General features: G+C 69.4%; 16 protein-coding genes. 7 read left to right on the forward strand and 9 right to left on the reverse strand.

Annotated features, from left to right (window positions below):
* Window positions 1-53: 53 nt before the first annotated feature.
* Window positions 54-1301 carry a multifunctional CCA addition/repair protein gene (locus ASG75_RS14410; RefSeq protein WP_056391013.1) on the reverse strand — a complete coding sequence of 416 codons (1248 nt, stop codon included), beginning with the start codon at window positions 1299-1301 and terminating at the stop codon, window positions 54-56.
* A gap of 128 nt (window positions 1302-1429) precedes the next feature.
* On the opposite strand from ASG75_RS14410, the gene ASG75_RS14415 reads away from it, so the two are divergent.
* A complete protein-coding gene (locus ASG75_RS14415; RefSeq protein ID WP_056391016.1) occupies window positions 1430-3019 on the forward strand; it encodes a sulfotransferase in 1590 nt (529 codons plus the stop codon).
* Between the two features lie 12 nt (window positions 3020-3031).
* Here the strand turns inward: ASG75_RS14415 and ASG75_RS14420 are convergent, their stop codons facing one another.
* Both ASG75_RS14420 and ASG75_RS14425 read right to left on the reverse strand, forming a co-directional pair.
* On the reverse strand, window positions 3032-3970 hold the full coding sequence (locus tag ASG75_RS14420; protein WP_056391019.1) for a complex I NDUFA9 subunit family protein: 939 nt from the start codon (window positions 3968-3970) through the stop codon (window positions 3032-3034).
* 34 nt (window positions 3971-4004) lie between these two features.
* On the reverse strand, window positions 4005-6038 hold the full coding sequence (locus tag ASG75_RS14425; RefSeq protein WP_056391022.1) for a transglycosylase SLT domain-containing protein: 2034 nt from the start codon (window positions 6036-6038) through the stop codon (window positions 4005-4007).
* A 172-nt stretch (window positions 6039-6210) separates the two neighbouring features.
* Between ASG75_RS14425 and ASG75_RS14430 the strand changes: the two genes are divergently transcribed.
* Window positions 6211-7761, forward strand: coding sequence for a glycoside hydrolase family 17 (locus ASG75_RS14430; protein WP_235580247.1), 1551 nt, complete (start codon window positions 6211-6213; stop codon window positions 7759-7761).
* On the opposite strand, the gene ASG75_RS14435 is transcribed toward ASG75_RS14430, so the two are convergent.
* From ASG75_RS14435 to ASG75_RS14455, 5 genes are all read right to left on the reverse strand, one after another.
* Window positions 7675-8091, reverse strand: a complete 417-nt coding sequence (locus ASG75_RS14435; RefSeq protein WP_056391028.1) for a hypothetical protein — start codon at window positions 8089-8091, stop codon at window positions 7675-7677. The genes ASG75_RS14430 and ASG75_RS14435 overlap by 87 nt on opposite strands.
* On the reverse strand, window positions 8088-8900 hold the full coding sequence (locus tag ASG75_RS14440; protein ID WP_056391030.1) for an endonuclease/exonuclease/phosphatase family protein: 813 nt from the start codon (window positions 8898-8900) through the stop codon (window positions 8088-8090). The genes ASG75_RS14435 and ASG75_RS14440 overlap by 4 nt, the downstream gene beginning before the upstream one ends.
* Before the next feature lie 136 nt (window positions 8901-9036).
* Entirely contained in the window at window positions 9037-9687 is a 651-nt protein-coding gene (locus tag ASG75_RS14445) for a thiol:disulfide interchange protein DsbA/DsbL (protein ID WP_056391034.1), read from the reverse strand.
* A 61-nt stretch (window positions 9688-9748) separates the two neighbouring features.
* Window positions 9749-10636, reverse strand: coding sequence for a thiol:disulfide interchange protein DsbA/DsbL (locus ASG75_RS14450; RefSeq protein WP_056391036.1), 888 nt, complete (start codon window positions 10634-10636; stop codon window positions 9749-9751).
* Window positions 10637-10700: 64 nt separating this feature from the next.
* A complete protein-coding gene (locus ASG75_RS14455) occupies window positions 10701-11468 on the reverse strand; it encodes a c-type cytochrome (protein WP_056391039.1) in 768 nt (255 codons plus the stop codon).
* A 115-nt stretch (window positions 11469-11583) separates the two neighbouring features.
* Between ASG75_RS14455 and ASG75_RS14460 the strand changes: the two genes are divergently transcribed.
* The gene (locus ASG75_RS14460) at window positions 11584-12291 is read left to right on the forward strand and encodes a GTP-binding protein (RefSeq protein ID WP_056391042.1); all 708 of its coding nucleotides are present in this window, start codon (window positions 11584-11586) and stop codon (window positions 12289-12291) included.
* A 46-nt stretch (window positions 12292-12337) separates the two neighbouring features.
* Here the strand turns inward: ASG75_RS14460 and ASG75_RS14465 are convergent, their stop codons facing one another.
* Window positions 12338-12829, reverse strand: a complete 492-nt coding sequence (locus ASG75_RS14465; protein ID WP_056391045.1) for a GAF domain-containing protein — start codon at window positions 12827-12829, stop codon at window positions 12338-12340.
* A gap of 135 nt (window positions 12830-12964) precedes the next feature.
* Between ASG75_RS14465 and bioD the strand changes: the two genes are divergently transcribed.
* The 4 genes from bioD to ASG75_RS14485 all read left to right on the forward strand — a co-directional run bounded on the left by bioD (window position 12965) and on the right by ASG75_RS14485 (window position 18315).
* Window positions 12965-13660 carry a dethiobiotin synthase gene (gene bioD, locus ASG75_RS14470; protein ID WP_056391379.1) on the forward strand — a complete coding sequence of 232 codons (696 nt, stop codon included), beginning with the start codon at window positions 12965-12967 and terminating at the stop codon, window positions 13658-13660.
* Between the two features lie 27 nt (window positions 13661-13687).
* The gene (locus ASG75_RS14475) at window positions 13688-14035 is read left to right on the forward strand and encodes a hypothetical protein (protein ID WP_056391049.1); all 348 of its coding nucleotides are present in this window, start codon (window positions 13688-13690) and stop codon (window positions 14033-14035) included.
* 100 nt (window positions 14036-14135) lie between these two features.
* A complete protein-coding gene (dcp, locus tag ASG75_RS14480; protein WP_056391052.1) occupies window positions 14136-16331 on the forward strand; it encodes a peptidyl-dipeptidase Dcp in 2196 nt (731 codons plus the stop codon).
* Window positions 16332-16479: 148 nt separating this feature from the next.
* The gene (locus tag ASG75_RS14485; protein ID WP_056391055.1) at window positions 16480-18315 is read left to right on the forward strand and encodes a monovalent cation:proton antiporter-2 (CPA2) family protein; all 1836 of its coding nucleotides are present in this window, start codon (window positions 16480-16482) and stop codon (window positions 18313-18315) included.
* The last annotated feature ends 4 nt before the right edge of the window (window positions 18316-18319 follow it).

Genomic DNA, 18319 nt, shown 5'->3' on the forward strand with positions numbered 1-18319 from the left:
CTCCAGCAAGAGGTGATCAACGGATGCCCGCAGCGGGCGTCATCATCCGGGCTTTATACCGCGGATCCGCCTGGCGAAGGATGAGTTTTCAGCGCGGCGATGGCGTGGATCCGCGCCGCATCCATCGCCTGGCCGATCGCCGGGCCGGCCAGGCCACGCGCGACGAAGTCGGCGGACTCGACCGCGGCGGCGGCGGCGCGCGCCTCGCGCAGGTAATCCGCCTGCGGGTAAGCGTCGTGTTCGTGGCCGCGCCGGCCGCGCTTGTCCGCCTCGCAGGCGGCGAGGAAAAGCTCCAGCCGCGCCGGCCGGCGCAGGGCATCCAGCGCGCCCAGCAGTTTCAGCACGGTGGCCGGCTTCAGCTCGAACGCGCGGTGCACGTTCAGATGCTCGCGGCAGACCAGTTCGGCCAGCGCGGCATGCTCGGTCGGCACCTTCAGCCGCGCCGCCAGCGCGCGCAGCGGCGCCACGCCGCGATGCTCGTGGCCGATGTGGCGCGGCAGCCCATCGGACGGCGTCAGCGCCTTGCCGAGGTCGTGGGTCAGTGCGCAGAAGCCCACCACGTCATTGCCCGGCGCGAGCCGCGCCGCTGCCTCCAGCACCATCTCCACGTGCACGCCGGTGTCGATCTCCGGGTGGAACTCGGCGCGTTGCGGCACGCCGTACAGCGCATCGACTTCGGGAAACAGCACGGCCAGTGCGCCGCATTCGCGCAGCACGCGCAGGAACATGGACGGCTGCGGTTCGCCCAGCGCCTTGCGCGTCTCCGCCCACACGCGCTCCGGCACCAGGTGGTCGACCTCGCCGTCAGCCACCATCTGCCGCATCAGCGCCATGGTTTCCGCGGCCACGCCGAAACCCAGCGGCGCGAAGCGCGCGGCGAAACGCGCCACCCGCAACACCCGCACCGGATCCTCGACGAACGCCGGCGACACGTGGCGCAGCACGCGCGCCTCGAGGTCGCGCACGCCGCCGAACGGATCGGTCAGCGCACCGTGCTCGTCCTCGGCGATCGCGTTGATGGTGAGGTCGCGCCGGGCCAGGTCCTGCTCCAGCGTGATCGTCGGGTCGGCCTGGAACACGAAGCCGTGATAACCACGCCCGCTCTTGCGCTCGGTGCGCGCCAGCGCGTACTCCTCGCCTGTTTCGGGATGCAGGAACACCGGGAAATCCTTGCCCACCGGCTTGTAGCCCAGCGACAGCAACTCCTCCGGCAACGCGCCGACCACCACGTGGTCACGGTCGACCACCGGCCGCTTCAACAGTTTGTCGCGGACCGCGCCGCCGACCAGGTAGATGTGCATGGGGGGATTCTGCCATGCGTGGCCGAGCCGTGATGGCACGCTGCCGGTTGGCGGCGCTTTATGCCGCCGCCGTGCTCGCGTAAGCTGGCGATTGAAACCGACGGCAGGCAGGCAGGGGGCCTTTGACGATGGTGGCAAAGCAGGCTCATCCGCTGCTGCGGGATCGTGCCGCGGGTCTGTCGCCGGAGGCGGTGCAACTGCTCGACGAAGCCAGCGGCGCGATGATCGACGGCGAGCTGGCTCGCGCCGAAGCGGCGCTGGCCGCGGTGCTGGCGCTGGTGCCCGATGGCGTGGAGGCGCTGCGCCTGTCGGGCCAGCTGCAGCAGTTGCGCGGCAACCACGCGCAGGCGGTGGCGGTCCTGCGCCAGGCGTTGGCGAAGAGTCCGCACGACGCCCTGGTGCACATCGGCCTGGGCGTTTCGCTGCAGGCCCAGGGCGAGAACGAGGCGGCCTTGTCGGCGTTGCAGCGGGCCTGTGAACTGGCGCCCGACTTCGCGCCGGCGTGGTTCAACCTGGGCCGGATGTTCCAGCTGCAGGGTCGGCCGGCCGGGGCGATCACCGCGCTGCATCGCGCGCTGGATCTCGATCCGGACCATCTCGCCGCGCGGCTGGTGCTGGCCTCGGCGCAGACCGGCCTCGGTGCCGTGGCTCCGGCGGCGGCGAATTACCGCGAGGTGCTGCAACGCCAGCCCGGCCATCCGGAAGCCTGGAGCGGCCTGGCCGGGCTGGATGCCGAGCGCTTCGGCAAGGACGATGTGGCCCGGTTGCAGCAGGCCTTGCAGATGCCGCAGCCGGCGCCGCTGGCGCGCGTCCAGCTCGGCTTCGCACTGGCGCGCGCGCTGGAAGACCAAGCCGACTACCGTGCGGCCTTCCGCGCCCTGCGCAAGGCCAACGCATGGCAGCACCGGCAGCTGAACTGGAACGCAGCGGGCATGCGGGCGCGTGCCGACGCCATGCTCGCGGCATTCGCCGAGCCGCTGGCCGGGGCCGCGGATGCCGCGCTGGGCGAGCCGGTGATCTTCCTCATGGCGCTGCCGCATGCCGGTGCCGGATTGACCCGGCAGATCCTTGCCGCGCACCCGTACGTGGGCGGCGTCGACGAGTCGCCCGACCTGCAGCGGGTGATCAGCGACGAATCGGCCCGACGCGGACAGCCGCTGCTGCAGTGGGTCGGCTCGGCCACGCCGGCGGACTGGGCGCGCCTGGGCCAGGACTACCTGGCGCGCACCGGGCATTGGCGCCGCGGCCTGCCGCGCTTCATCGACGCGAACCGGTTCAGTTGGCGCGTGGTGGGCGTGGCGTTGGCGATGCTGCCGGGCGCGCGGGTGGTGCATTGCCGGCGCGATGCCCTGGAAACCTGTTTCGCCTGCTACCGCCAGCTGTTCGCCGGCGGCCACGACTTCAGCTACGACCTGGACGACATCGTCGGCTACTGGCGCGACCACGAGCGGCTCGGCCGGCACTGGCAGCGGCTGTTCCCGCAGCGTTTCCTCGAACACGACTACGAGGCCTTGCTGGCCGATCCTGAGACCCAGGTGCGCCGGCTGCTGGCGTTCTGCGGGCTTGAGTATGACCCGGCCTGTCTGGGCTTCCAGCACGAGCCGGCGGGTGCGCGCACGGCGCCGCGCACGCGCCAGCCCTGGCAGCGCGAGCCGGCCCTGGTCGCGCGCTATGGCACCGAACTGGATCGCTTGCGGCTGCTGCTGGGCGTGCGCTGATCCGCGCGGCGTTCAGCGTTGCAGCGAGCGCGCCGCAGCCAGCCGGCGTTGCCGCGGCGGCTCGTCGAGCAGCACCGGCAGCCACGGAGTGAACGGTTGCGGCACGATGCCGAGCGCGGCGTAGCCGTCGAGCTTGCCGACCGAATCGGTGCGCAGCGAGCGGAAATTGTCCAGCGAAAAAGGCTTGCCGGGCAGCAGCTCGGCGAACTGCGCCTGCAGCCGGCCGAGGCTGTCGGGCAGCGCGACGACCGGCGTGCGCAGGCCGGCGGCGGCGCGGATCTTGTGCACGATCTCGCCCAGCGTGAGCACCTCGGGGCCGTACAGCTCGAAGCTGCGCCGCTGGCCCAGTGTCGCGTGATCGACGCAACGGGCGATCGCCTCGGCCACGTCGCCGACCCAGGTGGGCGCCATCCGCGCCTGCGCGCGCGCCAGCGGCAGCGCAGGCATCTGCCGCAGCAGCTTGGCGAAGCGGCTGACCAGGCCGTCGCCGGGGCCGAAGATCACGCTGGGCTGGTAGATCGTCCAGTCCAGCGCGGACGCCTTGACCAGCGCCTCGGCCTCGCCGCGGGTTTTCAGGTATTGCGACAGGCCCTGGCCGGCCTTCAGCGAGCTCATCTGGTGCAGACGACCCACGCCGCTGGCGTGGCAGGCGGCGATCAGCCGGCGCGCCAGTTCCACGTGCGCGCGCTGGAATGTGTGCCGGCCGCGCGGGTTGAGGATGCCGACCAGGTTGATCACCGCGTCGGCGCCGGCCAGCTGCCGGCGCAGCACGTCGTCGTCGTAGATGTCGGCGCTGCGCACGCTCACCGTGGGCAGCACGCCGAGTTCGCGGTGCTGCTCGCGGTTGCGGCTGAGCAGCACGATCTGGTGGCCGTCGGCGGCCAGGCGCGGCACCAGGTGGCTGCCGACGAAACCGGTGCCGCCGAGAATGACGAGTTGCTGTGCGGCCATGGGATCAATACCTCGGTGAATCGGTGGGTCGGTCTCAGGGCGAGACGCTGCCGGCGACGGCCGGCACCGCCTCGGCGGCGGGACAGGCGACCGCACGGCGCGCCGTCGCGGCGGTCGGCAGTGCGTACGGCTGGCCGATCGGGCCCATGCGGGTGGCCAGCGGCACCACCGTGTCGCCGCTCAAGCGCCAATCGTAGATCACGCTGAACGCCATCACCCGCGCCACGTACTCGCGGGTTTCCTTGAACGGGATGGTGGCGACGAACAGGTCCGGCGCCAGCGTGCCGCGCGCGGCCAGCCACTGGTCGACCTTGTTCGGGCCGGCGTTGTAGGCGGCGCTGGCCAGCCACGGSGAGCCGTTGAAACGCGCAGCCATCTGCGCCAGGTAGCGCGTGCCCAGCGCGATGTTGATGACCGGGTCGTACAGCGTGTCGCCGCCGCCCCAGTCGAGGCCGTTGCGCTTCGCCACCAGTGCGGCGGTGGCCGGCAGCAGCTGCATCAGGCCGCGCGCGTCGGCGCCGGATTGCGCATCGCTCATCCAGGCGCTTTCCGCGCGCAGGATGCCGTAGGCCCAGGCCGGCTCGATCCCGGCCTGCCCGGCCTGCGGCACCAGGCCGTCCTGGCTGGCCAGCGGGAAGCGCAGGTCGTACAGCCGCAGTGCGTCGCCGCTGCTCATGGTGAACACGGCGCGGTCGTACCAGCCGCGGCGGTTGGCCATGTCGGCGGCCATTCGTTGAGTGGCCGGGTCGGCATCCTGCAGCGCGCGTGTCCACTCGCGCCGGGCCAGCTTCGGCAGGTCCACGGCGTACAGCTCGAACGCGCGCAGCAGGCCGGGGTTGGCCAACAGGGACTGTTCGCGCTGCGGGTCGTCGGCCAGGGTCAACGGGCAGATCGCGTACGGCTGGTCGAGCCGGTCGGCGGACAGGAAGCCGAAGAACGTGGGTTTGTCGGCCTGGGCCTCGAACAGCTGGCGGGCCTCGTCGTCATGGCCCAGCGCGGTCAGCGCGCGGGCGCGGAAGTACTGCCATTCGCCGTCCTGCTGCTGGCCGGCGGGCATCGCGTCGAGGCCGGCCAGCACCGCGCTCCAGTCCTGCTGCGCCAGCGCCACGCGCACCCGCCATTCGCGGGTGCCGTCAGTCTGCGCGGCGGCGGGCAGGGCGATCAGCCGGGCCAGTGCGCCGTCGTCGAAATCGGTAGCGTGGTACAGCGCCAGGGTCTGCAGGATCCGGTTGCGTTGCGCTTCGCTGAAATGGAAGCGTGATTGCAGCTTCTGCCAGGCCGTATCGGCGCTGCTGGTCTGGCGCCGGGCCAGCCGGGTCAGCGCCAGCGTGGCGGCCTGCCGCTGGCGTGTGCCGTCGGGCCAGTCGGACGCGGCCGCCAGTGCGGCGGCCGGGTCGCGCAGCGCCAGTGCCAGTTGCTGCGCAGTGGCGCGCTCGGCTGCCGGCAACCAGCCGGTGAGGTTGGCGATGGTGCTGGCCTGGCCGGCGTCGGCGGCGCGGTCGATCCGCGTCCACAAGCGCGCGGCGGTCAGCAGGCCCTGGTCGTGCGCGGCGGCCAGCACCGGGTCGCAGGCGTCGGGCAGGTTCGGCTTGGCCCACAAGCCGGCCAGATTCGACTCGAAATCCAGGGTGGCGCCGCCGGCCAGGCGCGCCTGCAAGGCGTCGCAGGCCAGCGTGTCGCCGAGGCCGGGCTGGTACAGCGCGAGGAAGGTGCCCCAATCCTGTCGGCGCGCCAGTTCCAACAGGAACGCGCGGCGCAGGTCGGCGGCAGGAATCCAGTCCGGGTATTGCGCGAGGTATGCCTCCACGCTGGCGCGATCGGTCTGCTGGATGTCGTGTTGCAGCGCCGCGGCCTGCAGATACGGATACAGCGGGTAGCCGCGCAGGCCGCTGGCCAGCGATTGCCAGCCGTCGCCGCCTTGCTGGGCGGCGGCATAGGCCTGTTTGAAGGCGGCGCGCTGGGCGGCGTCGGGTTCGGCGGCGTGCGCCATCGCACTGGTCAGCAGCCAGCCGGCGGCCAGTAGCAGCCAGGCCAGCGGAACACGCCGCGATGAAGCGGAAACAGACATGGGAACTCCTGCAATGGATCACTGGCAGTGTAGTCGATGGTCCGGGCCGGCTTGTCGCGATTCGGTGAGTGTGGACGCGCCTGCTAAGCTGGCACGCTTCATCTTCAGCCTCTCCGGGATCGGCATGTCGTCAGCAGCTTCGCCCGCTTTTCGTCGAAACGGGTTGGCCTGGATGGTGTTGCTGCTGGCGGCGCTGGCCGGGGCGACCTGGTGGTGGGCGATCGGCCGGCCGGTGGCGCTGCCGGATGCGCCGTCGGCACGGATCGCCTGCGTCTCGTACGCGCCGTTCCGCCAGGCCGGCGAGACGCCGCTGGATGCGAACGCCTACATCAGCCCCGAACGCATCGACGCGGACCTGCGCGCGTTGTCGCAGCGCTTCGACTGTGTGCGCACGTACTCGCAGGGGCAAGGTCTCAGCGCGGTGCCCGGGATCGCCGAGCGCTACGGCATGAAGGTGCTGCTGGGCATCTGGCTGGGCGGCGACGCGAAGGCGAACGCGCAGCAGGTCGCGCTGGGCATCGCCACCGCGAACAAATACCCGCAGGTGCTGCGCGGGGTGATCGTGGGCAACGAGGTGCTGCTGCGTGGCGAGCTGTCGTCGGCGCAACTGGCCGGCTACCTGGGCCAGGTGCGCGCGGCGGTCCACGTACCGGTGACGTATGCCGACGTGTGGGAGTTCTGGCTGCGTCATCCCGAGCTGGCCGGTTCGGTGGATTACCTGACCATCCATATCTTGCCGTACTGGGAAGACCAGCCGGTGCCGCCCGAACGCGCCGTGCAGCATGTGGCGGCGGTGTACGCGCAGGTGCAGCAGGCGTTTCCCGGCCGGCGCGTGATGATCGGCGAGACCGGCTGGCCCAGCGCCGGGCGGCCGCGCCAGGCGGCCAGCGCCAGCGTGGTCAACGAGGCGCGCTACCTGCGCGAATTCCTGCGCTACGCGGCTACCGTGCACATGCCGTACAACGTGATCGAGGCGTTCGACCAGCCGTGGAAACGCGCGCAGGAAGGCACCGTGGGCGGCTACTGGGGCATCTTCGACGTGCAGGCACGGCCGAAGTTCGCGATGCAGGGGCCGGTGACCGAGGAACCGCGCTGGTGGGCCGGCTGGCTCGCCGGCGCGGGTGGTGCCGCGCTGTTTGCGTTGGTCGGCGCCTGGCGGCGACGCTGGCATGGCGGGCGCGGCTGGAGCGCACTCGCGCTGGCCGGTGCGGCCAGCGGCTGCGCGCTGGCCTGGCAGTATCGGCAGATGCTGTACGCCTGCCGCGATGGCTGGGAATGGGCGGTGTCGTTCGCCGCCTGCGCGCTGGCCTTGTTCACCGCGCTGCGGCTGGCGCGCTGGATCGCCGCGCGGCTGGCCGGCGTGGCCGCGCCGACCGCGCCGCCACGCTGGCTGCGGCTGGGCTGGCTGTTCGGGCTGGCGTTCTACGGGCTGCTGCTGGTCGTCGATGGCCGTTACCGGGATTTCCCGCTGGGCCTGTTCCTGCTGCCGTGCGTCGGCTATGCGCTGCTCGGCTGGCTGGGCGACCGGCGCGCATCGACGATGCCGCTGCTGGAGGAACGTTTTCTCGCGCCCTGGCTGCCGCTGCTGGCGGCGACCGTGCTGGTGCAGGAGGCCGGGCTCACCGCGGTGGCGTGGCTATGGCTGGGAGTGAACCTGCTGCTGGCCGTGCCGGTGCTGGTCGACTGGTGGCGCGCGCGTCGCCTGCAGGCGCAGCAGGCGTAGGCAGCCGATCAGCACGGCCAGCGCGCCGCTCTCGAAACAGTACAATTGCAGCGCGATGATGCCGAGCGCGGCGGCCAACCAGGCCAGTCCCATGCGTTTCCAAAACAACGCCAGCGCCGTCGCCAGCAGCGCCGCGATGCCGTAGACGTCGTGCAGGAAGCCCAGCACCAGCCACTGCCGCCAACGGCACCACCACGGCGCGTGGCCGCCGCCGCACTGTTGCGCCATCGTGGCGGGTTCGATCACGCCGTAGCGCAACCACGCCGTGAACAGCGCCACCAGCAGCAACAACAGCCATGGCCATGCCCGCTGCCATGTCGTCGAGGTCATCGCCGGTGCCTCGGCGTGGCCTTGCCGCCGACGTGCGCCGGCAACCGGATCTCCGCCGCCAGCGGCAGGTGGTCGGAGAACGCCTGCGGCAGCGCCCAGGTCTTCTCCAGCTGGATCGCCGGCGAGGTGAGGATGTGGTCCAGCGCGCGCCGCGGCTTCCAGCTGGGGAAAGTCGGCGTCGCCTGTGCCGGTGGCTGCAGGGTGGATTTGGCGAACAGCTGCTGCATTTCGGCACTGCCTGGTTCGGTGTTGAGGTCGCCCATCAGCACGGCGTGCGGGAAATCCTGCAGCAGTTCCGCGATGAAGCCGAGCTGGCGCGCGCGCGCCGGTGCGCTCAGCGACAGGTGCGCGATCATCACCGCCAGCGCGTTGTCGCCTTCGCCGAATTGGGCCAGCAGCGCACCGCGGCCGGGGATTCGGCTGGGCAGCGGGTAGTCCAGCACCGAGTGCGGTTCCAGCCGGCTGATCAGGCCGTTCGCCGAGTGTGCTAGCTTGACCATCGCGCGGTTCGGCTGGTGGCTCCAGAACGGCAGACCGGCGGTTTCGGCGAGGTAGCGGGTCTGGTTGAGGAAGCCCGAGCGCAGGCTGCCGGCGTCGGCCTCCTGCAGGCCGATCACGTCGAATTGCGACAGTACCTCGGCGAGCCGGTCGAGGTTGTCCATCTTGCGCCGTCCCGGCAGCACCGCGTTGATGCTGCGGGTGACGTATTCGCGGTAGCGCTGCACGCTGGCGCCAGCCAGGATGTTGCAGCTCAGCAGGCGCAGGCGACGCTCGGCAGGGGCGGCTTGGGAAGTGGCGGCGCGGGTCATTGCAACACACTACACGGGAAGGGGATGCCGGCGCCCACGATCATGGATCATGCTCACGCGCCGGACACGGCGGCCAGCATGATCCACCGGACGTGAATGGTGCACCAGCCGCGTTGCCGGGCGCCGCGTGCGGCGCTTACTTGCCGGCCAGCTCGCGCTTGACCAGCCATTGCGTCACCGCGACCATCTCGTCGAACGAGTGCACCGTGGCCACGCGGTACTTGCCGTTGACCACGATGGTCGGGGTGCCGTCCACCTGCCACTTCTGGATCAACGCGAGATCTTCCTTCAGCTTTGCGGTGGCCTCGGGCGACGTGGCCACGCGCAGGAACTCGGCGCGGTCGACGCCCTCGCGGGCGTAGAAGTCGGCGAGCTCGTCCATCGAACTGATCGGGTAGTGCTGGGCGAACTTGGCGTCGAACAGTTTCAGATGGGTGCGCTCGACCACGCCGAGCTGCTTCGCCGCGTAGTACGCGCGCGCATACGGCAGCCACTCGGCGCTGAACGGTGCCGGCACCAGTTTCAATTCCACGCCCGCCGGCAGCTGCTTGCGCAACGCCTCGGCGGCCGGCGCGAACTGCGCGCAGTGGATGCAGCCGTAGGAGAACACCTCGACCACTTCCACCTTGCCCGCGCTGCTGTAGCGCTGGTATGGGGCGGGCAGGGTGACGTACTCGTTGCCCTCGGTGTACGGCGCCGGCGCACCGGGTTGCGCGGTGCAGGCGCTGGCCAGCAGCAGGCCGGCGAGCAGGGTGAGTACGCGCGGGTGGGCGAATCGCTTGAACATGGGGTTTCTCTTCGCGTGGTGGCGGTGGAGTCGCCGTGCGGATCAGATTAACCGAACCGGCTTACTTGCCGGCGGCTTCCTTGGCCACCAGCCACTGGGTCAACTCGATCGACTGCGCGTAGCCGCCGGCGGAGCTTGCCGTGAAACGGTACTTGCCGTTGACGATCATGGTCGGCGTGCTGTCCACCCCGTAGGCCTTCATCAGGTCGTCGGCGCGCTTCATCTTGGTGTTGACGGTGAACGAGTTGGCGACGCCGACGAACTCCTTCGGATCGACGCCGTACTTGGCGTAGAACTTCGCTGCGTCCTCGATCGTGGGCCATGCCGAATGCTGCTTCAGCCCGCTGGCTTTCAGGTTGTAGGTGGACAGTTCGCCGCTCTTCCATACCGCGTCGAACATCGCGTCATGGGTCTTCCCGACCAGGTCCAGCGCCTGCGCCGCGTAGAACGCGCGCTGGTACATCGGCCAGTTCTCGTCCGGGCGGAACGAGGCGGCCAGGTAGTTCATCACCGCGCCCGGCGGCAGGCTCCTGGCGATCTGCTCGGCGGTGGAGTGGAAGCCGTTGCAGGCCGGGCAGCCGTAGGAGAACACCTCGGTCACCTCGATCTTGCCGGGGTGGCTGGTCGGCTGCGCCGGATCGATCAGGAAGTAGTTCTTGCCCTCGACCCACTTGCCGTTGTCGACGAACGGCGCCGCGGCCACGGCCGGAGCAGGCGCGCCGGGAGTGGTCGCGGCCGGTGCGGCGGCAGCCGTGCTGGCGGCGGCGGGCGCAGCGCTGCCGGCAGCTGCCGGTGCGGCACTGCTGGTCGCGGTGCCGGCCGGCGCGGCTTCGGCACTGCTGGTGACGGCTGGCGCGGCCTGCTGGGCGGTGCCGCTGGTGTCGCTGTCATGGCTGCAGGCGGCAAGCGCGAGCAGGGCGGCACACAGGAACGGCAGACGCTTCAACATGGCAGACCTCGAAAAGACGGAACACAAAACGACAGCGCCGACACTGCGGTCGGCGCGGATTCGATCAGGGCGTGGCGGCCGGCTGGCCGTCGGCGCTGTGCAGGCCCTCGATGTAGCTGGCCAGGGCGGCGATGTCGTCGGCGCTCAGCTGCTTGGCGATCGCCGGCATGACTTGCGAGTGGGCGTCGTCGCCCCAGGTGGTGCCGTCGTGCCAGGCCTTCAGCGTGGCTTCGATGTACTGCGCGTGCTGGCTGGTCAGCTGCGGGTACATCGCGCCCGGATTGCCGCGGCCGTCGATGCTGTGGCAGGCCATGCAAGCCGGAATGCCGCGCGTGGCGTCACCTTGGCGGAACAGCGTCTGGCCGTGCTCCACCAGCGCCTGGTCGGCCACGCCGGGCAGCGCGGTCTTGCTGGCGAAGTAGGCGCCAAGGTCGTGCATGTCCTGCTCGGACAGCGGCGCGGCCATGCCCATCATGATCGGATTCTGCCGCTTGGCCGCCTTGAAGCTGGTCAGCTGGCGCACGATGTACTGCTCGCTCTGGCCGGCCAGCTTCGGGTACTGCGCGTCGGCGGAATTGCCGTCCATGCCGTGGCAGGCGCCGCAGACCGCGGCCTTGGCCTGGCCGGCGGTGGCGTCACCGGGCTTCACCGCGGCGGCAACCGCCGGGGCCGTGACCGCGCTGGCGGGTGTTGCCGCAGTGCTGGCGGCGGCTGGCGCGGCAGTCTCCGGCTGGGCGTCTTGTGCCATCACGGCGTTGGCGGACAGCGCCAGCACAAGGGCCAGGGCAGACCCGAGAAGCGTGGGTCGAAAACCAGCGGACCGAAAACTCATACACTTGACTCCCGAGAGACTTGCGAACACTGCCAGGGATTGCGGCCATGCGGCCTGCAACAGGCAGAAACCTCAGAATTATCCCGTGCCACCCTACCTTGGTCAAACCATCCCCATGTCGAATCCCCTGCAGGGCGCGCAATTCGTGCTCGCCGCCCACCGCATCAGCCAGCTTCCTGCCGACCAGGGCGCCGAGGTGGCGTTTGCCGGACGCTCGAATGCCGGCAAGTCCAGCGCGCTGAATGCGCTGACCGGGCACAAGGGGTTGGCGCGCACGTCCAAGACCCCCGGCCGCACCCAGCAGATGGTCGCGTTCAGCCTGCCGCCGTACAGGGATGTACCAGTGTCGCGGGCGCAGGATGCGCAGGAGCGACCGCCTGCCGCAACCGCCGGCGAGTCAACGCTGGATCTGCGCCTGATCGACCTGCCCGGCTACGGCTACGCGAAGGTGCCGCTGGAAATGCGCGAGCACTGGAAGCTGGAGATCGACGCCTACCTGCACCAGCGCCGCAGCCTGCGCGGGCTGGTGCTGATCGTGGACATCCGCCATCCGCTGAAGGAATTCGACCGGATGATGCTGGAGTTCTGTTTCGCCACCCAGCTGCCCTGCCACCTGCTGCTGACCAAGGCCGACAAGCTCTCGCGCGGCCAGGCCACCCAGGCGTTGGCCGCGCTGCGCAAGCAGTTCGCCGCCGAAGGCCTGCACGCCACCGCGCAGATCTTCTCGTCGTCCGCCGGCACCGGCGTGGACGAGGCACGCCAGGCGGTGGTGACCTTGTTGCAGCAGCCGCGCGAGGGCGCGCATCAGGCTCGCGAGCGCTGAAATTTGTGCGGGCGCGACACGGACTGTCCCGTCGGAGACAGGGCGATCAACCGCGCACGGATTCCATGAACACCGCACACAGCGCTTCCATCCCGGCGCGGTCGTCTTCGTCGAAGCGGTCGGTGACCGGGCTGTCCACGTCCCACACGCCGAGCAGGCTGCCGTCGGGCTTGATCAGCGGCACCACGATTTCCGATTGCGAGGCGGCGTCGCAGGCGATGTGCCCGGCGAACGCGTTGACGTCGCGCACGAGCTGGGTTTCGCGCGTCTGCGCGGCGGTGCCGCAGACGCCGCGGCCGAGCGCGATGCGGATGCACGCCGGCTTGCCCTGGAACGGGCCGACCACCAGCTCGGTGCCGTCGTACAGGTAGAAGCCGGCCCAGTTGAGCTGGGGCAGGCTGTGGTAGACCAGCGCGCCGAAGTTCGCCGCGTTTGCGATCAGGTCGCGCTCGCCGGCGAGGATGCCGCGCGCCTGCTGCACCAGGTCCTCGTAGTGCTCGCGCTTGCTGGCGTAGGTATGGGCTTTCAGTTCGAACATGCGGCGTGTCCGGCAGCAAAACCCGTATTATGCGCCGGGCGATCATGACGGAGATGCGCTGTGAGCCCAGCCGAACAGCGCGAAAATCAGCGGCGCCGTGGTGGCGAACCGTTTCGACCGGCGCAGCACGCAGGCATAACGGCTGCGCTGTTCATCGCCGGCACCGACACCGGCATCGGCAAGACCCATGCGGCGTGTACGCTGCTGCACGCGCTGCGTGCGGCGGGATACAGCGCCTGCGGCATGAAGCCGGTCGCCAGCGGCTGCGTGGAAACCGCGAACGGCCTGCGTAACGATGATGCGCTGGCGCTGCAGGCGGCGAGCAGCGATGCAAACCTGCCGTATGCGCTGATCAACCCGGTGGCGCTGCGCGATCCGCTGTCGCCGCATCTGGCGGCAGCGCACGATGGCGTGGAAATCTCTCTCGCGCCGATGCGTGCGGCATTCGACCGGTTGAGCGCCGGCCATCAACGCGTGGTGATCGAAGGCGTGGGCGGCTGGCTGGTGCCGCTGGCGCCGGGATTGTTCGCGGCGGACATTGCGAAGCAGTGGCGATTGCCGGTGATTCTGGTGGTCGGGCTGCGGCTGGGCTGCCTCAACCATGCCCTGCTCAGCGCACGCGCGATCCTGGCCGATGGCTGTCACTTGCTGGGCTGGATCGGCAACCGGGTCGATCCGGCGATGGACGCGCCGGAGGAAAACCTGGCCACGCTGCGCGAACTGCTGCCGGCGCCGTGCCTGGGCGTGCTGCCGCATGGAGTGGCGCCGGCGCAGGCGGCTGGCGAGCTGGCGGCAGCGGTGTCGGCCTTCACATCGGTCGTGCTTGGATAGGCACCGGTTCCCATCGTCGGAGGCAACATGGCCCGCAACCACTACTACCTTTCGATCGCCGACCTGGCTCACGCGCGCGGCGCCGATCCGCGCTTTGCGTACGACGGCGCCGGCCCGAACGATTTCGCCGTGGCACTGCAGCAGGCCTTGCGCGACGACGGCCTGTTCCAGCGCTGGCGCGCGGTGCAACCCGATCCGGATGCGGTGGACGACAGCCTCGGCGCCATCGACCCGGCGGCGCAGGTAAATGCCCGGGTCGCCGACTTGCGTACCGACGTGGACCTGGTCACCGACTTGCCGATGAGCGTGGTGCGCCATCGGCTGTACCTGCTGATCGGCGCGGCGTGGCAGCTGCGCGACCTGCGCGCGGCTTGAGCGCAGGATTCTGCGCCGTTTGGAAAGTACCCGCGCTGTCGGTACAGTCGGCGGCTATGACTTCCGTACCCGGCAACGGGCACACCACTTGGGGAACCCGATGCTTCGTCTGCGCATGATTGTGATCGCCACCACGATGGTCCTGGCTGCCTGCTCGCAGCCGCCGAACGAGGCCGCCAACCCGCCCGCACCGGCGGCCTCGACCGCGTCCGCCAGCAGTACCGCAACGGCCACCACCGACATGACCAGCAACCCGTTCTACGCCGCCAGCACGCTGCCGTTCCAGGCGCCGCCGTTCGACAAGATTCATGACGGCGACTATCAACCGGCGATCGAGGAGGGCATGAAACAGCACCTGGCCGAGATCGAGAAGATCGCGGACAACCCGGAACCGCCCACGTTCGAGAACACCTACGTGGCGATGGAGAAATCCGGCGCCATGCTGCATCGCGTGATGGCCGCGTTCAACGCGGTCACCGGCGCGAACACCAACGACACGCTGCAGAAGGTGCAGGAAGAGGAAGCGCCGAAACTGGCCGCGCACGAGGATGCGATCCATCTCGACAGCAAGCTGTTCCAGCGCGTCGAGACGGTCTACAACCAGCGCGACACGCTCAAGCTCGATGCGGAGTCGGCGCGCCTGGTCGAGGTGGTCTACAAGGACTTCGTGCACGCCGGCGCGAAACTCTCCGACGCCGACAAGGCGAAGCTGAAGGACCTCAACAAGGAAGAGTCGACGCTGAGCACCGCGTTCACCAACAAGCTGCTGGCCGCCACCAAGGACGCCGCGCCGGTGATCGCCGACAAGGCGAAGCTGGCCGGCCTGTCCGACGCCGAGCTTGCCGCGGCGGCCCAGGCCGGCAAGGACCGCAAGCAGGACGGCAAGTACGTGCTGACTCTGCAGAACACCACCCAGCAGCCCGAGCTGCAGGACCTCACCGATCGCGCCACCCGCCAGGCACTGTTCGAGGCCTCGTGGAACCGCGCCGAAAAGGGCGACGCGAACGATACCCGCAAGACGATCGAGCGGCTGGCGCAGATCCGCGCCACGCAGGCCAAGCTGCTCGGCTTCCCGAACTACGCGGCGTGGAAGCTGGACGACCAGATGGCGAAGACGCCGCAGACGGCGTTGAAGTTCATGCAAGACCTGGTGCCCGCGGTCACCGCCCGCGCGAAGGTCGAGGCGGGCGACATCCAGGCGCTGATCGACAAACAGCACGGCGATTTCAAGCTGCAGCCGTGGGACTGGAATTTCTACGCCGAGCAGGTGCGCAAGGCGAAGTTCGACCTCGACGAAAACCAGATCAAGCCGTACTTCGAGCTTGACGACGTGCTGCAGAACGGCGTGTTTTACGCCGCCAATCAGCTGTACGGGCTGACCTTCAAGGAACGCCACGACATCCCGGTGTACCAGCCGGACATGCGCGTGTTCGAGGTGTTCGACAAGGACGGCCGCTCGATGGCGCTGTTCTATACCGACTACTTCAAGCGCGACAACAAGAACGGCGGCGCCTGGATGGACAACCTGGTCACCCAGTCCAAGCTGCTGGGCACCAAGCCGGTGATCTTCAACGTGTGCAACTTCAGCAAGCCGGCCGCGGGCCAGCCGGCGCTGCTGTCGTTCGACGACGTGATCACCATGTTCCACGAGTTCGGCCATGCGCTGCACGGCATCTTCGCCGACGAGCAGTACCCGACCCTGTCCGGCACCAACACGGCACGCGACTTCGTCGAGTTCCCGTCGCAGTTCAACGAGCACTGGGCGACCGATCCGAAGGTGTTCGCCCATTACGCGAAGCACTACCAGACCGGCGCGCCGATGCCGCAGGCGCTGGTCGACAAGATGAAGAAGGCCGGCAAGTTCAACAAGGGCTACGAGATGACCGAACTGGTCTCCGCCGCCCTGCTCGACATGAACTGGCACATGCTCGGCGCCGATGCGCCGCTGCAGGACGCCGACCAGTTCGAAGCCGCCGCGCTGAAGAAGGACGGCATCGACCTCGGCTACGTGCCGCCGCGCTACCGCTCCAGCTACTTCCAGCACATCTGGGGCAACGGCTACGCCGCCGGCTACTACGCCTACCTGTGGACGCAGATGCTGGCCGACGACGCTTTCGTGGGCTTCAAGGAACACGGCGGCCTGACCCGCGAGAACGGCGACCGCTTCCGCGCGATGGTGCTCTCGCGCGGCAACACCGAGGAGCTGGCGAAGATGTACAAGGACTGGCGCGGCCACGATCCCGAGATCGAGCCGATGCTGGAGAACCGCGGCCTGAAGGACGCGCCAAAGCCGTAAGCGGCACGCCGCTTCTGCATGCAGATCAGGCCCGCCTCGTGCGGGCCTGATCTTTTTCGGCAACCCGTCATGGAAACGCTGCGGGGATGCCGTGCGGTCATCCTTCGCGTGGAATAATCGGGCATCGCCGACCGGAGTCGCCCAGCGCGTGGACAGCCATCATTTCCTGCAGACCGCGGTGGTGTTCCTGCTCGCCACCGTGATCGTGGTGCCGCTGACCAAGCGCTTCCGGTTGGGCGCGGTGCTCGGTTACCTGATCGCCGGCGTGGCGATCGGGCCGCAGCTGCTGGGCCTGGTCAGCGATACCGAAGGGGTCGCCACGATTTCCGAGTTCGGCGTCGAGCTGATGCTGTTCGTGATCGGCCTGGAATTGTCGCCGCAGCGCCTGTGGGTGATGCGCCGCTCGGTGTTCGGCACCGGCCTGCTGCAGGTGCTGGCGACCAGCGTGGCGATCGCCGCGGCGGGCTATTTCCTGTTCGGTCTTACCGGCAAGGGCGCGGTGATCGTGGGCGGCAGCCTGGCGCTGTCCTCCACCGCGTTCGGCCTGCAGATCCTGGCCGAGCGCAAGGAGGCCGGTTCCGCTTATGGCCGCCAGGTGTTTTCGATCCTGCTGTTCCAGGACCTGGCGGCGATCCCGCTGATTGCCGCGGTGCCGTTGCTGGCTTCCTCCACCGCGCAGGATTTCAACCTGTTCGCGGTGCTGCGCACGGTCGGGGTGATCGTGGCGGTGATCGTCGGCGGCCGCTACCTGTTGCGCCCGGTGTTCCGTTTCGTGGCGAAGGCCGATTCGGTGGAGGTGTTCACCGCCACCGCGCTGCTGGTGGTGATGGGCGTGGCCCTGCTGATGGAGATGGCCGGCGTCTCGGCCACCCTGGGCGCGTTCCTGGCCGGCATGCTGCTGGCCGATTCGGAGTACCGGCACGAACTGGAATCGAACATCGAGCCGTTCAAGGGCCTGCTGCTGGGGCTGTTCTTCATCAGCGTCGGCATGTCGATGGACCTGTCGCTGCTGTTGCACCGGCCCGGGCTGATGTTCGGCCTGGTCGGCGCATTGCTGCTGCTGAAGAGCGTGCTGCTGTGGCCGCTGGGGCGGCTGCTGGGCGGGCTCAACCGTTCCGACACGCTGCGCCTGGTGGTGCTGCTGGCCTGCGGCGGCGAGTTTGCGTTCGTGGTGCTGCGCCAGGCGGCCGAGCAAGGCCTGATCGGCGTGGCCCAGCGCGACGCGCTGGTGCTGGCGATCACCTTGTCGATGGCGCTGACCCCATTGCTGGTGGTGCTGGCGGCGAAGGCGCTGAACGTGCGGCCGAACAAGCCGACGCGCGAGTTCGATGCGATCGAGGCCGACACGCCGCGGGTGATCATCGCCGGCTTCGGCCGGGTCGGCCAGATCATCGCCCGCGTGCTGCGCGCGCAGAACATTCCGTTCGTGGCGCTGGAGCATTCGGCCGACCAGGTGGACCAGTCGCGCCGCTTCGGCAGCGTCAACCTGTTCTTCGGCGACCCGGCGCGGCCGGAGCTGCTGCGCGCGGCGCGGGCCGACAAGGCCGAGGTATTCGTGCTGGCCACCGACGACCCGGAGGCGAACCTGCGCACCGCGCGGCTGGTGCGGCGGCAGTACCCGCACCTGAAGATCATCGCCCGCGCGCGCAACCGCCAGCACGTGTTCCGGCTGATGGACATGGGCGTCGCGGAACCGATCCGCGAGACCTTCCACTCCAGTCTCAAGATGACCCGCAAGACGCTGGAGGCGCTGGGCCTGCCGCACGAGCTGGCGGCCGACCGGGTCGAGCGCTTCCGCCGCTACGACGAGGAACTGCTGAAGAAGCAGGCGCTGGTCTACGACGACGAGACCAAGCTGATCCAGAGCACCCGCGACGCGCTGGTCGACCTGCAGCGTTTGTTCGACGCGGATGCCGAGCGCAGCGCGCAGCGTGAGCGCCAGCGCGACGCGGGCACGCCGCTGACCAGCGAGGAAGAGGAGTAAGACC

This window comes from Rhodanobacter sp. Soil772, assembly GCF_001428385.1.
Classification (GTDB): Bacteria; Pseudomonadota; Gammaproteobacteria; order Xanthomonadales; family Rhodanobacteraceae; genus Rhodanobacter.

Excerpts from the sequence above, each read along its gene's own strand:
- ASG75_RS14410 (WP_056391013.1), bottom strand. The coding sequence starts at position 1,301 with ATGCACATCTACCTGGTCGGCGGCGCGGTCCGCGACAAACTGTTGAAG.
- ASG75_RS14415 (WP_056391016.1), top strand. The coding sequence starts at position 1,430 with ATGGTGGCAAAGCAGGCTCATCCGCTGCTGCGGGATCGTGCCGCGGGT.
- ASG75_RS14420 (WP_056391019.1), bottom strand. The coding sequence starts at position 3,970 with ATGGCCGCACAGCAACTCGTCATTCTCGGCGGCACCGGTTTCGTCGGC.
- ASG75_RS14430 (WP_235580247.1), top strand. The coding sequence starts at position 6,211 with ATGGTGTTGCTGCTGGCGGCGCTGGCCGGGGCGACCTGGTGGTGGGCG.
- ASG75_RS14435 (WP_056391028.1), bottom strand. The coding sequence starts at position 8,091 with ATGACCTCGACGACATGGCAGCGGGCATGGCCATGGCTGTTGTTGCTG.
- ASG75_RS14440 (WP_056391030.1), bottom strand. The coding sequence starts at position 8,900 with ATGACCCGCGCCGCCACTTCCCAAGCCGCCCCTGCCGAGCGTCGCCTG.
- ASG75_RS14445 (WP_056391034.1), bottom strand. The coding sequence starts at position 9,687 with ATGTTCAAGCGATTCGCCCACCCGCGCGTACTCACCCTGCTCGCCGGC.
- ASG75_RS14450 (WP_056391036.1), bottom strand. The coding sequence starts at position 10,636 with ATGTTGAAGCGTCTGCCGTTCCTGTGTGCCGCCCTGCTCGCGCTTGCC.
- ASG75_RS14455 (WP_056391039.1), bottom strand. The coding sequence starts at position 11,468 with ATGAGTTTTCGGTCCGCTGGTTTTCGACCCACGCTTCTCGGGTCTGCC.
- ASG75_RS14460 (WP_056391042.1), top strand. The coding sequence starts at position 11,584 with ATGTCGAATCCCCTGCAGGGCGCGCAATTCGTGCTCGCCGCCCACCGC.
- ASG75_RS14465 (WP_056391045.1), bottom strand. The coding sequence starts at position 12,829 with ATGTTCGAACTGAAAGCCCATACCTACGCCAGCAAGCGCGAGCACTAC.
- ASG75_RS14475 (WP_056391049.1), top strand. The coding sequence starts at position 13,688 with ATGGCCCGCAACCACTACTACCTTTCGATCGCCGACCTGGCTCACGCG.
- dcp (WP_056391052.1), top strand. The coding sequence starts at position 14,136 with ATGCTTCGTCTGCGCATGATTGTGATCGCCACCACGATGGTCCTGGCT.